The following is a 15,233-nucleotide window of genomic DNA, read 5'->3' as shown; positions in this document are numbered from 1 at the left end:
AATGAGGTGAAGACCATTTTAAAGCCTGAACCCCACAAACTGTTTATTTCCTATTTAATATTTCACGTAACCATCTATTACATATGGCTTTTTTATGGCGGCTTTAACGAAACGGTTGAAATGGTCGGAACATACGCCATCCCTTTTTCGGCTTCATTGATTGCTACGCTGACGCTTTATGCCGTTTACCGGAAGATGCAAGGCCCAAGAAAGTATTTTTGGTTTCTTTTTGCACTGGGCTGTCTCAGCTATGCCATTGCAGAAGGCATCCGGATCTATTATTCCCTGATTCCCAAAAGCGAAGTGCCTTACCCGGGATGGGCAGACCTTTTTTATTTTCTCCAGATTCTTTTTTTCATCGCTGCTTTTCTTCAGCAGTTGTGGCATAAGAAAAAAAACAGCAATCAAATTAAATTCCTGTTTGATATGTGCATCATTATAGCTGTTTTTACGGCAATCAGCTGGCATTTTGTAATTCAATATGTATTTTCCGAAGGTTCGCTTTCTCCTTTACTGCTCGCTACATCGATCGGTTATCCGGTCGGAGATTTGATGCTCTTGTTCTGTGCGGTCAGTTTTTATATCCGGACGGACATTCTGTTCTCCCGTCCTGTTTTGGCGCTGATTTGTGCAAGCTCGGGCGTCCAGATTTTCGCCGATACAGCCTACCTTTATTATTCTACCAAGTCCGACAGCTATGTTTCCGGAACTCTTTTCGACCCGCTATGGACAGTGGGCCTTTTGCTGACGGCTCTTGCCGGCATATACGCACTGCAGGAACAAAGAAAAGAAGCGGATACGCCGGGCTTGACCGCTGACGCAGGGCCAGCCGACGACGACGGCATTTCGCTGCGAATGTTATTGCCCTACTTTAGCCTCGTGCTGCTGTTCATCGTCATGGTTTTTGAAAAAGACGGCCCCATGAAAGGCCTGATTGCCGGAGCGGGCATATCGGTCGCCCTAATTATATTAAGGCAAGTCTTCACTGTGCTTGAAAACCAGAAATTATTGGCCCAATATCATGATTTAACTTCTATGCTGGAAGAGAAAATCGAACAACGGACCGCCGAACTCAGCACGAAGAACGAACAATTGGCAGTAGCCGTGCAGAAAATGGAGCATATGGCTTACCATGACGCGCTGAGTGGATTGCCGAACCGGAGGCTGTTTTTGGACAAATTGAATGACGCAATTGCTTCAGCCAAACGCCGTTCGCATCAAATCGCGGTAGTCTTTGTCGACTTGGACCGCTTTAAAAACATCAACGATACTTTTGGCCATGAATTCGGCGACTTGCTGCTGCAAGGGTTCTCCAAAAAGATGGCTGAGAACCTGCGCCAAATCGATACGGTATCGCGGCAAGGCGGCGACGAATTCACCATCATCCTGAATGACATCAAAGCCACCGAAGACATTGTGCCGCTTGTCAAAAGAATCCAGTCCATCCTCGAGAAGCCGGTAGTAGTTAACGGCCAGGAATTGCATGTGTCCATGAGCATCGGCATTGCCGTTTATCCACAGGACGGTGAAACGACCGAGGAATTGATGAAACACGCAGATATCGCCATGTACCATGCAAAAGAAAACGGGAAAAACAACTACCAGTTTTTCTCCGGCGATATGCAGGCGACCATATCCCGCAAAATCCAGCTCGAAAACGATTTAAGGGATGCGCTCGATAACGAGGAATTCATTCTGCATTACCAGCCGCAAGTAGAAGCAGCCACTGGAAAAATCATCGGCATGGAAACCTTGATCCGCTGGCAGACATGTAACGGGACGATCATTTCGCCCGCCGAATTTATCCCGCTGGCGGAAGAAACCCGCCTGATCATCCCGATTGGAAAATGGGTGCTGTACAATTCCTGCATGCAGGCGAAAAAATGGCACGACGAGGGCCATCCCCATTTAAAGCTTGCCGTCAACTTGTCGCCCCTACAATTTATGCATGACGAATTGTTGGATACAGTCCAAGAAGTGCTCGAGGCGACCGGCTTTGACGCTTCGTCACTGGAACTGGAAATCACGGAAAGCGTCGCAGTCTATGATGCGGAAAAAACGATTGCCCGTATGCAGGCATTGCGGAATATGGGGGTTCGAATCGCACTGGATGATTTCGGCACCGGCTATTCGTCCTTGGTTTATTTAAAACAATTCCCGATCAACAGCTTGAAGATCGCCCGGCCGTTTATCCAGGACATGGTGGCCAATCCAAAAGACAAAGCACTTGTCGAAGCGATTGTTTCGATGGCCCATAGCCTGGAATTGTCCGTCATTGCAGAAGGTGTGGAAACGCCTGAACAACTCGCGTCCCTAAAAACGCTGAAATGCGACGAGATCCAAGGTTATTTTTTCAGCCAACCGCTGCCTGCAGAAACTCTCGCCTCCTTGATCAATAAAAAAATGGACTCCATTAATATGCGGTAATAATAAAAACCCCCTTTCCCGTTTTAAGTTTTAAACGGAAAGGGGGTTTTAAATGCACCAGGCCGATTTATTATTTTCGGAAATTCAGCTGTCTAAAGACAATCTCCATAAACTCGTCAATCGATGAAGAATAATTGTTCCAGTGATGATACCATTTCCGGATTGTATCCAGCAGCCAGAACGGCATCGGGGTCCCTTTGATCAAACCGTAGTATTCGCTATGCGCTTTTTTCAGATGCTCCCACCGGAAATCGTTGCCCGGCTTGATGTATTCCGATACATCAAGCAGTTTTGCGCGCCCATTTTGCAAAAGGATGTTTTTCAAATGGATGTCGCGCGGATTCATCCCTTGCTTTCGTACAAAATCGCGGGCCGCTTCCACATCGGCAATCACTTGATCCGGAACCGGAATGCCCTGCAGCAGACAGTCAAAAAGCGTCGGCCCTTCTTCGTATTTCAAGACCAGCAGCCGGTCCGTGGCGCCAAAGCATTGGGAGAAAAATCGCGAGTCCCCCAGCCGCTTATACACTTCCGCTTCCGCTTCGAGTTTGTCCTGCTTGCCGTCTGCATATACCTTAAACGCATAGCCGGGTTCTATGAGCGACTGGAACACCGCGGCATCTGTTCCAACGCCGATGCAGCGCATGTCCCCGGCTACCCCTTGTATCGTGACCGGCTCATTGTCCGGGTGTGACGTTACGGTAATGTTGTTCAATGATTTGGAAGCCGCCTGCCATGATTGTTCCATGCCATCTCTCCTTAAATAGGAATTGCCAAAAACCTTCGTCTTGTTCCACTCAGTATAAAGAAAGTCGATTCCGAGGGACAGCAACAGCTCCTTGAAAGCCCAAGGAAAATAGATTGGTACCGTTCAATAAAACTGGAACCGCTCATATATTCGGCTTCGGAACCGAAAGTTTACAAAGCTTAATATTTTCTTTAAAGCAGCTTAGCAATGGTCTGCCATACTGGATGGCGTAAGCGAATGAGAGGAGATGGAGACATTGAAAATTGCAGTAATCGGCGATTTGCATTATCCGGCACTCGAAGAAGGCTATTTGTTGACAGAGGAAGAGCGCAACGCTTTTTACGAGACGTTTCTGGAACGCTTTTTTTCAATTCAAGCAGACTTGTATGTATCCGTTGGCGACTTGACGAATTACGGGCTGAAAGAGGAGCTCGAGGAAGTCTATGCCTTGATCGACCAGCACCAGAAACCGTTCGTTCATGTACTTGGGAATCACGATGTCTACGGTATGACACGCAACGAAGTGCTGATGGTTACCAAGCAGCAGCGCTACCAGGCCATCACGACAGATGCAGCTACCCTCGCTTTTCTCGACACCGCAAAAGAACAGGACAACGAGGACTGGGGAGGCACAATCGACCCGGAGCAGCTGGACTGGTTTGATGACGTAGTTGAAGGAAGCGGAAATCTGCCGCTGATTGTGTTCGCCCATCATCCCGTCCACGGCACGACGACGAACTCCAATCAGGATAAGCTCTGCATCCCTCCCGACATTCCAGTGTGGACTGTGTTAAGCCAAAAACGAGGACGCGGGCTGTATGTCAACGGCCATAACCATTTCAATTCGATTGTCGAGCGGAATCAGTGGAGCTTCATGCAGATTGCCGCCGTTCTCGACGAACAGGCAGTGCGCGTCATCGAAGTGTCGGATTCCGAGATTTCCATCCACTCCATCGACTTGTACGACCCGGAACTCAACAAACAGGCGCAAGTGATCGGCAACGCCATCAGCCATTTTCAGCTCAACCCGCATCCGCTCGGAACCTTGAATGACATGCAGCATCGCATCGCATTTCCTGTACGGACAGATAATCGGGAGAAAGTATAAGCCTTACAGCTGCATCCAGCAGGCAAGCCGCCCATTGGCCTGCCTGTTTTCCATTTACTAGCTTGCCCTGCTTCCAGAATTGAATATTCTGTGTCCGCTCCGCGCGAATAAATTGGTCATGCCCTCAGTAGAACGTGCACTTCCCTTCCGTTTTATATTAATATAGGTAGTGCTTGGAAAATTGGAAGGGGTTTATTATGGCTAAATATTTATATAAATTAGGGCAATGGTCCATGAACCATGCGAAAGCGGTGATTGCAGCAGCACTCATCCTGCTGCTCGTGATGGGCGGGCTTGTGCTCGGTTACGGCTTTGAATTTGATGAAGATTTGTCGATTCCCGGCACGTCTTCGCAAGATACGATCGAAATGATGAAAGAGGAGTTCCCGGAAGTCGGCAATGCCGGCGGCCAGATCCTGCTTGTCCACAAGGCGCCTGAAGGCAAAACCTTGATGGATCCGGATGTTGCGGAGAAACTGAACGAAGTGGTCCAAAGCGTCCAGGAAGACGAGGCAGTCGAAGCGGTCTATACGCCCGACATGCTGATGAACTACAACAAAGACCAGACCATCGCTTACTCAATGGTCATGTACGACACGGTCGCAGCGGATGTGTCCGAGGAGTCGATCGCCCATGTCAAAGAAGCGATTGAGATTACGGAAAACGCCGGCATTCAGACAGAACTGTCCGGCGATGTCGAAGTGCATCCTTTTAAAATGGAAATGGCGACGGAAGTGCTTGGCGTACTCGCAGCCTTTCTGATTCTGTTTTTCACTTTCGGCTCACTGCTTGTCGCAGGCATGCCGATTGTCACTGCCGGAGTCGGTCTTGGGATCGGACTTCTTGGCGTCGTATTCGCGACGAACTTCACGTCCATTTCAACCGTCTGTCTGTCACTTGCTGCGATGCTCGGGCTGGCGGTCGGCATCGACTATGCCTTGTTTATCCTGTCGCGTTTCCGCCAGGAATATGAAAAAGGCTATTCCATCAAACAAGCCGTCGCGATTGCCAACGGCACTGCCGGAAGCGCCGTCGTGTTCGCCGGCCTGACCGTTGTCATCGCGCTGCTCGGTTTGTCCGTGCCGCAAATTCCATTCCTGTCGATGATGGGCTATACGGCTGCGGTCGGCGTATTTCTGGCCATCGTCATTGCAGTGACTGTCGTACCGGCTGTCATTTACCTGCTGGGCGATAAAATGACCCCGCCGGCTGGGCGCAAGAAAACGGTCAGCGAACGGTTTACCGACCGCGTCAAACTGTCCGGCAAGCTCATGAACGGCTGGGCGCGCCTTGTCGGGAAATTCCCGTTGGTGGTTGCTCTTGCCGGCATGGTGATTCTCGGGGTCATTTCTATCCCGTTTTTCCACATGGAACTGGGATTACCGGATGATGGCTTCTACGGAGAAGACACCGATGAACGCCAAGCTTACGATCTTCTGAAAGAAGCCTACGGTGAAGGCTATCACGCTTCCCTTGTCGTCGTTGCAAAAGCGGAAGAAGGCGGCGAAGTTCTGAGCCAGCTGGAAACGCTGCAAGCGGACATTACCGCGATGGACCACGTTGCCTATATCTCGAATGTCATCCCGAAAGAAACGGGCGACATGGCCGTCATCACCTTGAATCCGGTGACTGGCCCGAATGATGCCGAAACAAAAGAGCTTGTCAATGAAATTCGAGATGCCGACTACGAAGGCATGGAATTGTTCGTCACCGGTTTGACCGCCGTCAATATCGACACTTCCGATAAATTGGCCGACGCGCTGCCGGTATTTGCGACGCTGATCATCGGACTGGCATTTGTCCTGCTGGTCATCGTATTCCGTTCGATTCTTGTGCCGCTGAAAGCGGTGCTCGGATTCGTCCTGTCCCTTGGTGCCACTTTAGGGTTTGTCACTTGGGTCATCCAGGACGGCAATTTCTATGAACTGTTTGGCTTCTCTACGTCGGGCCCTGTCCTGAACTTCCTTCCGATCATCGTCGTTGGTATCCTGTTCGGCCTGGCGATGGACTATGAGATGTTTCTCGTCAGCCGGATGCGCGAAGAATTCACGCATTCGGGCGACGCCCGGAAAGCGGTGCTTGCCGGACTCCGCGACAGCGGCGGCGTTGTGACCGCTGCCGGACTCATCATGATTGCGGTATTCACCGGCTTCATGATGGCACCGGACCCGATGGTGAAAGTCATGGGCCTTGCGCTGGCGTTCGGCGTGCTGTTCGATGCATTCATCGTCCGGATGATGATCGTGCCGGCTGTTATGCTCTTGATGGGCAAAGCTGCCTGGTACATGCCAAAATGGCTGGACCGGATCGTGCCAAACATCGATGTGGAAGGCGAAACCATCATGAACGAAATGGAAGCGCCGGAACGGCTGAAAGGCAAAGCCGCTCCAAATACAAAAACTGTGCAGCAGTAAAATTTAAGACCAATAGAAAACAGCCGCCTTTTTGAAGGACGGCTGTTTTTTGTTCTGTTATTCAATTCCGCTGTAGCTGCAGACGACATGGGCAACAGCTTTTGCCGATACCAGCAGCGCGTCTTCATCGATGTCGAATTTCGGGTGGTGGTTCTGGTAGATTTCTTCTCTCCCTTTCGGCATGCAGCCGATATTGAAGAACAGCCCCGGCGTTTTTTCCAGGTAATACGCAAAATCCTCAGATCCTGAGAATACCGGGAACTCCACCACTTCTTTTATGGCCGGATCGTTGGCGTTCTTCAGGATCGACACGACGTTCGCTGTAACTTCCGCATCGTTGCATAGCGGCGGATAGTCCGGTGTATAGGTCAGGCTGCATTCAACGCCGAACTCCAGCTCAATCCCTCTCGTGATGCGCTCTATTTCCCGGGCAATAATTTCCTGCGTCTTGTCGTTCATGTAGCGCACGTCGCCTTCAATTTCGATGCTGTCCTTGATGATATTAAAGGACCCTTTCGCGTCGAACGAACCGATGGTGACAACGCCCATTTCGAACGGGTTCAAGCGGCGGCTGACAACGGTCTGGATCGCTGTGATAAAATGAGCGCCTGCGACGATCGGGTCGTTCGCCTGGTGCGGCGTCGAACCGTGGCCGCCTTTGCCTTGGATGCGCAATTTGAAATACGTACGCCCCGCCATGGCATAGCCGCTGCGGTAGCCGACCGTGCCGGCTGGGTGGCTTGGAAACAGATGCGTGCCGAAGACATAGTCGAGGTCATCCAGTATGCCGGATTCGACAATGCTTTTCGCTCCGCCCGGCGGAGTTTCTTCCGCGTGCTGGTGGATGATTTTAACGGTTCCGGACAATTCCTCTTTTATCCCGATCAGGCAGTCGGCGAGAACCAGCAGGTACGCGGTATGGCCGTCGTGGCCGCATGCATGCATGACGCCTTCGTTCTGCGACTTGAACGGCACGTCTGCTTCCTCAAAGATCGGCAGCGCATCGAAGTCCGCCCGCAGCCCGATTGTTTTGCCGGGCTTGCCGCCTTGGATGGTGACAATGACGCCGTAGCCGTTTCCAACATGCGTCTGTACGTCGACGTCTTTTCCTTTGTAGAAATCCGCGATGAACGCGGCGGTTTTCTCTTCCTGGAACGACAACTCCGGATGCTGATGCAGATGGCGGCGAATCTCGATCATTTCATCTTTTCGGCTTTCGAGCATGTCGAGCAGCCGCTGTTTCACAGAGTTTGCTTTCATTTCCTGTGTCACTTGCTTCCTCTCCTTTTGTCCATATGTATTTTATAGTCCTTCTACCATTAACCTTACAATGGCCGATGTAAAATTGCACAGAAAAAGAGGGCTCTCCCGAATAAATTCTAAGAAGCCCTCTTTTCATTCATTTTTTATAAACTTTTCACGGCCATCCCCAGAACGGATCCGATCCGTTCAGCAGTTAAGTGCCCGGCTTTTCTTTCCAGTCATGCGCACTTCTCACCCAGCCGCCGATTGCGGCCCCCATGGCCGCCTGCGGCGAATCGAATTCGATGTCTTCCATCACCAGCAGCTGATTTTGAAACGGAATGAGCCGCTTCTCAAGCACCAGTTTCTCCCGGGACCGGACGTATTTCTTCGGGCATTTCGGAGAAGTCGTGGCAGCGAATTTCGATCCCTGTTTAACGACGAAGCACTGCCCTTTGCAGTAACCGGCGGCGTCCGCCCCGCGCTTTGACTGGATGTACAGCAGTTCCGGTTCCTGCTCAAATTCCCTGAACATCCCTGCTTCAAACGGAGACACCGCCCGTTGTTCGCCGCTTGCCGGATCCAGTTCGAAAAACTGATACAATTCCCCGTAGGTATCGTGAATAATCTTTCTCAGGTAAACCTCTTTGGCCATGGCGATCCTCTCCTTATACAGACAATCTTCTTTAACTGTATATAGAAGAAATGCGTATAAAAGAAGACAATAAACTCCTTTTCCAATAACGCCGAAATTGCTGAACTTCCTTCGTTAAGCCGGCGAATCACAATCATCATCCGCAAGGAGCAAGAATTACTGTAGTCCACCTTTCAGAGAGGCTATCTATGCTATGATAGAATTGTAATTATTTGTATGAATATCCAATAAGTTTTAATTTTAAGCAAATCTGAAAACAAGAATCATGAAAGAGGTGCCTTTTTGATAAACAGAAATTTGTTAATGTATACTGCAATAGGAGTCCTATTGGGTTTATTCCACGATTCCATTTGGGCCGGAGTCGGAGCAATGGTTTTGATTTACATTGCCGTGCGGCTGGATGAACTCGTCAAACTGATGAAAAACAGCAGGCAGTAAACGATGCGGCCTGCTTCACGCAAAAGCCCGCGGATCCGAAATGGATCCGCGGGCTTTCGTTTTTCATGGACTGCGCCGTTACGCTGCCTTTTCTTTCTTTTTCTTCACACTGATCAACGCGCCGACTGCGACGATTCCAAGCAGGACGCCCCAGAAAATGAGCTTCCATTCTGTCGAATGGGCAAAGTCATACGGCAGAATCCCGAGCTTTTCGTGACCTAAGGTGAGGACGGTCAGCTTGACGCCCACCCAACCGACAATGACAAAAGCGGTGGTTTCCAGTTGCGGGTAGTTTGCCAGGAGCTTGACGAATTTGTGGGCAGCAAAACGCATGATGATGATGCCGACCAATCCGCCGGCAAGCATGACAGCAAACTGGCCGCCGTTGATCCCACCGATTTCAAAATCGCCCAGATGCGGCAACGTAATCGCCAGCGCGACGGCTGCCAGCATCGAATCGATCGCAAAGGCGATATCCGCCAATTCAACTTTCAATACCGTCATCCAGAAGCCGGACCCTTTTGTCGATTCCGGCTCGAGGGAATGCTCTTTCCCTTTCCGCTGATCGTAAATGTGCTTGAATGCGATAAACAATAGATACGCGGCTCCGAGCGCCTGGATCTGCCATACATCCACCAACAAGGTAATCATGAACAGCGCTGCAAACCGGAACACAAATGCCCCCATCAACCCGTAAAACAACGCCCTTTTTTGCTGCTCTTTCGGCAAGTGCTTCACCATAACTGCCATAACTACCGCATTATCGGCAGCGAGCAAGCCTTCCAATGCGACCAGGACCAGCAAGACCCATAAATACTCCAATAAAATTGCTTCCATCTCTTATCCTCCTTTAATTTTGCCAACAAAAAAGACCCCTGCCTAATAAAAGGCAAAGGTCTCGCTAAGCAAAATTATCTGCTATCACATCCGATGGCTACGAACCATGTAATGACGACTGTGAAATAGGTTTCCCTACAGCTACTCCCCTTCGACATAAAGTCAAAAGTCTATTGAGTTGTTATTAATATTATAACCTAGACAAGTAGTCTGTGAACTCTTGAATTTGTCGAAATTATGGCGCATCTTCGTTCTGTGCTGTCTTCTTTAAAATCAGGGTTTCCTTCTTAGATTCAGTTAATTCCGTACTGGCTGATTTTCTTGTATAAGCTGACGCGGGAAATTCCAAGCAGCTTTGCAGCTGCACTTTTGTTTCCATAAGTTTCAAGCAATGCTTGTGCAATGCGCTCTTTTTCCAATTGATTTTTCTCTTGTGCCAATCCACCTTGCTTTGTCTCTTCTGAAATTCGAGGCATGATATATCGGAGATTTTCCGGCTTGATGGACGAGCCATCAATAAGGATGACCATTCGTTCTACCACATTCCGCAACTCACGGATATTCCCCGGCCAATCATAGTTCACACAAAGCTCAATGGCCTTTTCTGAAATGACAGGTGGCTCTTTATGGTGATTAAAGGTAAATTCATGGAGAAAGTTTTCCATCAGCACCGGAATGTCTTCTACTCTTTCGCGCAGCGGCGGAATTTTCAGCGTAACGACGTTCAAACGATAATATAAATCTTCCCGGAACTGTCCCTTTCTGACCATTTTTTCTAAATCGCTGTTAGTTGCAGCAACAATCCGGATATCCACTTTAATCGGCGAATGGCTGCCGATTCGGGATACTTCACGTTCCTGAAGGACACGCAGCAGTTTAACCTGCATATCCAGCGGCAACATGCCCACCTCATCCAGAAATAGCGTCCCGCCGTTTGCCTTCTCCACTTTCCCTGCCTTGCCGTTCTTATCTGCTCCGGTAAACGAACCTTTCTCATAACCGAAAAATTCGCTCTCGAACAGCGCTTCCGGGATCGCTCCGCAATTGATTGGAATGAATGCTTCATTGCTCCGGGCACTGGCTTCATGGATGCCTTGGGCAAACAGCTCTTTTCCGACCCCGCTTTCTCCTTGAATTAAAACTGTAGCATTGGTCTTCGCCACTTTTAGCGTCAGATTCTTAATGGTCTGCAAAGCCGGACTTTGTCCTTTGATGTTTGATAGCGGTCCATTCTGTGCTTTTAGATTATATTGCTGCTTAACTTTTTGAAGTTCCGTTGTCGTCAGTGACAGTTTTTCATTGAGCTGCACAATATTAGAAATGTCTTGGTCAATGGCTACCGCTCCTACCAGTGCGCCTGACGCATTGAATATCGGCGATGAGCTGATTCGGACATGTTTGTCTGGACGCGGCTGATGATATACATTGAACACCGGCTCACGGGTTTTTAAAATCTCAAGTAATTTCAAGTCCTCTTTCTCAAAGAATTTGTTTATCTTTTCCCCAACAATTTTTTCTTTTGAAATACCATACAGGCTTTCCGCTTTATCGTTCCAATATTGTACTTCTCCCTCTTCATTCACGATGGAAATTGCTTCCGATGTTGTTTCAAGCAAAGCCTCTAAATAATATTGGCCATTCTTTTCTGCCTCGCTTTTCATGATTGCCACCTGCTCTCTTGTAGACCTTCTGTTAATTAACACTTTACACACTTGTAAACACTCTGTACATATTTGAGAGACAGAAAATTCTTTTAATGTTTATTCCAATGGGTTTTTGAAAGTTGGCACGCTTCTTGCATATTACTAGTTATGTAAGCGAATTCATTATTCGAAGGAGGCACCCAAATGATTGTTTCTGAGCAACTAATCCAAACAATAGATGCCCATACGATGGGAGAAGCTGCCCGCATCGTTATTGATGGGATCCCTGAAATCCAGGGTGACACTATGATGCAAAAAAAGCAGTACATGCAAACCCACCTTGATTCCATTCGAAAACTATTGATGCATGAACCGCGGGGGCACCTCAATATGTTCGGCGCCATTTTGACAAAGCCTTGCAATCCGGAATGTGACCTTGGGGTTCTATTCATGGATTCTGGCGGTTACTTGAATATGTGCGGGCACGGGACGATTGCTTCTGTAACGGTTGCAATCGACCATGGCCTCATCGAAAAGAAAGACCGCTTGCTTCTCGACACGGCTTCAGGCATCGTCACTTGCTTTGTCAGTTACGAAAACGAGCGTGTGAAAGAAGTATCGTTCGTCAATGTCCCGTCTTTCTTGTTCCTAAAGAACGTATCTGTTGATGTGGCTGAGGTTGGCCCAGTTCAAATGGACATTGCATTCGGCGGCAGTTTCTTTTCCATAGTGGATGCCGCACAGTTCGGACTGGAACTGTCAATCGATGAGCAGGATCAAATTACGCGCCTTGGCATTGCAATCCGCAAAGCAGCAAATGAACAATTAACCATCGCTCATCCCGAAATTCCGGACATCTCCACTGTCGACCTGGTCGAATTCAGTTTGAAACGCGGCGATCACCATTATAAAAACACCGTAGTCTTTGGTGACGGCCAGTTGGACCGTTCCCCCTGCGGCACAGGCACTTGCGCGAAACTCGCTACATTGCCCCTTGCAAAAAACGAAGAAATCATTCAGGAAAGCATCATTGGTTCGAAATTTAAAGGAGCCATAATAGCAGATGCCCAAGTTGGCGACTACAAAGCAATCATCCCGAAAATCACCGGTTCTGCTTGGGTTACAGGAATGCACCAATTTTCATTGGACGTAACCGACCCATTTACAGAAGGTTTTCTATTAAAATAGACGGAGGCGAATAAAAATGAACGCAACAAAAGATTTTTTTATGATGTTGTCACAGAATAAAGCACTAAATGGAGCGGCAAAGCGCTGGGGCTTAAAACTTGGAGCGCAATCTGTCGTTGCCGGCACTACGATTGAAGAAATGGTGGAAAGCATCCGCAAATTAAATGCGGAAGGCATTTCTGCTACGATAGACAATCTTGGAGAGTTTGTTTTCGAAAAAGAAGAAGCTCTCCAGGCGAAACAACAGATTCTAGAAGTGATTGACGCTATTCACCAGCACCAGCTGGATGCCCATATTTCTTTAAAGCCGACCCAACTTGGCCTCGATATCGATTACAAGTTCTGCTTGGAAAATTTGCGAGATATTGTCGCCAAGGCACATGATTACACTATTTTTGTCAATTTCGATATGGAAGACCATTCACATCTGCAGCCTTCATTCGATATTCTCGAAGAATTGCATCAGGATTACGACAATATCGGCACCGTCATCCAAGCCTATTTCTTCCGCGCGGAAGAAGACCTTGAAAAATACAAGAATTATCGTCTCCGCATCGTCAAAGGCGCCTATAAAGAACCAGCCGAACTCGCATATCAGGAAAAAGCGGAAATTGACACCAATTACATCCAATTAATCGAATACCACCTGCTTCACGGAAAGTTCACATCAATTGCAACACATGACCACCATATCATCAATCATGTACTGCAGTTTGTAAAAGAACATAATATCCCGAACAGCCAGTTTGAATTCCAGATGCTGTATGGGTTCCGCAAAGATCTTCAATTGGAGCTGGCCAAAAAAGGTTATAATTTCTGTACGTACGTTCCGTTCGGCAACGACTGGTATGGCTATTTTATGCGCCGCTTGGCCGAACGCCCACAGAATTTAAATCTGGTCGTCCGTCAAACCTTCAACAAAAAAACAAATGCAATGATCGGCATGGGAATGGGCATGTTCTTGCTTGGCCGTTTAAGCAAAGGATCAGCAAAAGGCTAATATACGCTCCATATTACACATTCAAGGGGGAAGGTTAAGATGGAATCAATTAAATTCAGCCAAATTTTCGCTATCGGATTTATGCTTTTCGCCATGTTCCTAGGTGCAGGAAATGTCATTTTTGCGCCAATGGTCGGCCAGCAGGCAGGCACCAATACATGGATTGCCATGGCAGGTTTTTTAGTGACAGGCGTCGGCCTGGTGCTGCTTGCCATTATCGCTTTGACACGCGGCGGCGGGACCGTAGAGAAACTGGCATCACGCGTGCACCCGGTTTTTGCCATCGTCTTTTCAATCCTGCTGTTTTTAACACTTGGACCGATTTATGTAATTCCACGGACAACTTCTGTCGTTTATGAAATCGCTGTTTTTCCGCTGATGGCTGAAAACGCAAGCAATACACTGTTCCTGTTTGTTTTTTCAGTGCTGTTTATTCTTTTAACGGTGATCTTGTCATGGAACACAACAAAATTCGTCGACCGGCTCGGGAAAATCATCACACCGATTTTTGGCATATTGCTGGTTATCCTGATTGCTAAATCACTGATTACGCCAATGGGCGGCTTCGGCAAGCCAATGGGCGAATACATCTCCGCCAGCAGTGCATTCCTCGAAGGCTTTACACAGGGCTATTATACAATGGACGTACTCGCCGCTTTTGTTTTCGGCGGAATTTTCATCAAATCAATCGGAGCCATCGGCATTCAGTCACCGAAAACAATTTCGAAAGTCTTCATCCAAGCAGGCCTTATTACTGTCGCCGGCCTGGTGCTGCTGCAAGTGTCAATGGCGTGGCTAGGCGCTACCAGCCTCGACCAAATCGGCTACAAAGAAAACGGCGGCGAAGTTCTGGCGCAAAGTGCAGTTGTACTGTTCGGCCAGATCGGCATCTTCCTTATCGGGACAGTCATTTTCCTGACTGGCATCACGACTAATGTCGCGTGTTTGTCAGCAGTGGCCGAATATTTCGAACGTCTAATGCCATCCATCTCGTATAAAAAGTGGCTGATTGTGTTTGCACTGATGGGGCTCATCATCACCAACTTCGGCTTAACCACAATTTTGACAATGGCTTCACCGGTTCTGTTGCTGCTTTACCCGCTGGCCATTGCCTTGATTGTCCTGATCTTCGCCAACAATCTATTTAAAGGACATCGTTCTGTCTATATCGGCACGATGATTGGCGTCGGCATCGTTGCTGTATTGGATGCTTTGAAGGAAGCTGGAATTGCGCCCGATGCCATCAACCGGGCATTCGGCTTTATCCCCCTCTTCGAAAATGGGGCAGGGTGGATTGCCACTGGCATTATCGGGTTTTTTATCGGGTTCTTTGTTGCAAAGAGCCGGCAGGAAGATACTGAACTGATTGCGAATACTCCAAGTGAGCAAGTTAATTTAAATTAATAGAGAATGAAGCCAGCCGCTCTTGAGAACGGCTGGCTCTTTTTATATGTTTATTGCTTCCTTTGACTATTGTTAATCTATTACGAAAATTTATTAAGAAACATGTTACAATATCGCTAATTATCTCTT

General features: G+C 48.3%; 12 protein-coding genes. 7 read left to right on the top strand and 5 right to left on the bottom strand.

All coding sequences use genetic code 11. The features are described 5' to 3' along the window. The first annotated feature begins 6 nt into the window (after positions 1–6). Positions 7–2,427, top strand: coding sequence for a DUF4084 domain-containing protein (locus tag HU147_RS01800; RefSeq protein WP_224074606.1), 2,421 nt, complete (start codon positions 7–9; stop codon positions 2,425–2,427). A 70-nt stretch (positions 2,428–2,497) separates the two neighbouring features. Here the strand turns inward: HU147_RS01800 and HU147_RS01795 are convergent, their stop codons facing one another. Next, positions 2,498–3,175 (bottom strand): serine/threonine protein kinase, encoded by a 678-nt coding sequence (locus HU147_RS01795; RefSeq protein WP_224074605.1) that lies wholly within the window; start codon positions 3,173–3,175, stop codon positions 2,498–2,500. Positions 3,176–3,431: 256 nt separating this feature from the next. Here HU147_RS01795 and HU147_RS01790 point away from each other — a divergent pair, with 256 nt between their 5' ends. Then, complete coding sequence (locus HU147_RS01790) at positions 3,432–4,283, top strand: metallophosphoesterase family protein (RefSeq protein WP_224074604.1); 852 nt, start codon at positions 3,432–3,434, stop codon at positions 4,281–4,283. 197 nt (positions 4,284–4,480) lie between these two features. After that, positions 4,481–6,697 carry an MMPL family transporter gene (locus HU147_RS01785; protein WP_224074603.1) on the top strand — a complete coding sequence of 739 codons (2,217 nt, stop codon included), beginning with the start codon at positions 4,481–4,483 and terminating at the stop codon, positions 6,695–6,697. 57 nt (positions 6,698–6,754) lie between these two features. Here the strand turns inward: HU147_RS01785 and HU147_RS01780 are convergent, their stop codons facing one another. Together HU147_RS01780 and HU147_RS01775 are read right to left on the bottom strand one after the other, a co-directional pair. Further along, on the bottom strand, positions 6,755–7,942 hold the full coding sequence (locus HU147_RS01780) for an amidohydrolase (RefSeq protein ID WP_224074865.1): 1,188 nt from the start codon (positions 7,940–7,942) through the stop codon (positions 6,755–6,757). A gap of 211 nt (positions 7,943–8,153) precedes the next feature. Beyond that, positions 8,154–8,594 carry a methionine sulfoxide reductase gene (locus HU147_RS01775; RefSeq protein ID WP_224074602.1) on the bottom strand — a complete coding sequence of 147 codons (441 nt, stop codon included), beginning with the start codon at positions 8,592–8,594 and terminating at the stop codon, positions 8,154–8,156. 303 nt (positions 8,595–8,897) lie between these two features. Here HU147_RS01775 and HU147_RS19375 point away from each other — a divergent pair, with 303 nt between their 5' ends. Continuing rightward, a complete protein-coding gene (locus HU147_RS19375; RefSeq protein ID WP_263427557.1) occupies positions 8,898–9,032 on the top strand; it encodes a hypothetical protein in 135 nt (44 codons plus the stop codon). Positions 9,033–9,110: 78 nt separating this feature from the next. Here the strand turns inward: HU147_RS19375 and HU147_RS01770 are convergent, their stop codons facing one another. Beyond that, positions 9,111–9,869 (bottom strand): TerC family protein, encoded by a 759-nt coding sequence (locus HU147_RS01770; protein ID WP_224074601.1) that lies wholly within the window; start codon positions 9,867–9,869, stop codon positions 9,111–9,113. Between the two features lie 293 nt (positions 9,870–10,162). After that, positions 10,163–11,530, bottom strand: a complete 1,368-nt coding sequence (locus HU147_RS01765) for a sigma-54 interaction domain-containing protein (protein ID WP_224074864.1) — start codon at positions 11,528–11,530, stop codon at positions 10,163–10,165. Positions 11,531–11,716: 186 nt separating this feature from the next. Here HU147_RS01765 and HU147_RS01760 point away from each other — a divergent pair, with 186 nt between their 5' ends. The 3 genes from HU147_RS01760 to brnQ are packed head-to-tail and all read left to right on the top strand — an operon-like array spanning position 11,717 to position 15,104. Beyond that, positions 11,717–12,700, top strand: a complete 984-nt coding sequence (locus HU147_RS01760) for a proline racemase family protein (protein ID WP_224074600.1) — start codon at positions 11,717–11,719, stop codon at positions 12,698–12,700. A 16-nt stretch (positions 12,701–12,716) separates the two neighbouring features. Beyond that, positions 12,717–13,700 carry a proline dehydrogenase family protein gene (locus HU147_RS01755; RefSeq protein ID WP_224074599.1) on the top strand — a complete coding sequence of 328 codons (984 nt, stop codon included), beginning with the start codon at positions 12,717–12,719 and terminating at the stop codon, positions 13,698–13,700. Positions 13,701–13,739: 39 nt separating this feature from the next. Next, a complete protein-coding gene (gene brnQ / locus HU147_RS01750; protein ID WP_224074598.1) occupies positions 13,740–15,104 on the top strand; it encodes a branched-chain amino acid transport system II carrier protein in 1,365 nt (454 codons plus the stop codon). The last annotated feature ends 129 nt before the right edge of the window (positions 15,105–15,233 follow it).

Origin of the sequence: Planococcus chinensis (assembly GCF_020071995.1) — a bacterium.
Lineage (GTDB): Bacteria > Bacillota > Bacilli > Bacillales_A > Planococcaceae > Planococcus > Planococcus chinensis_A.
This window is presented reverse-complemented; position numbering and strand designations above follow the sequence as displayed.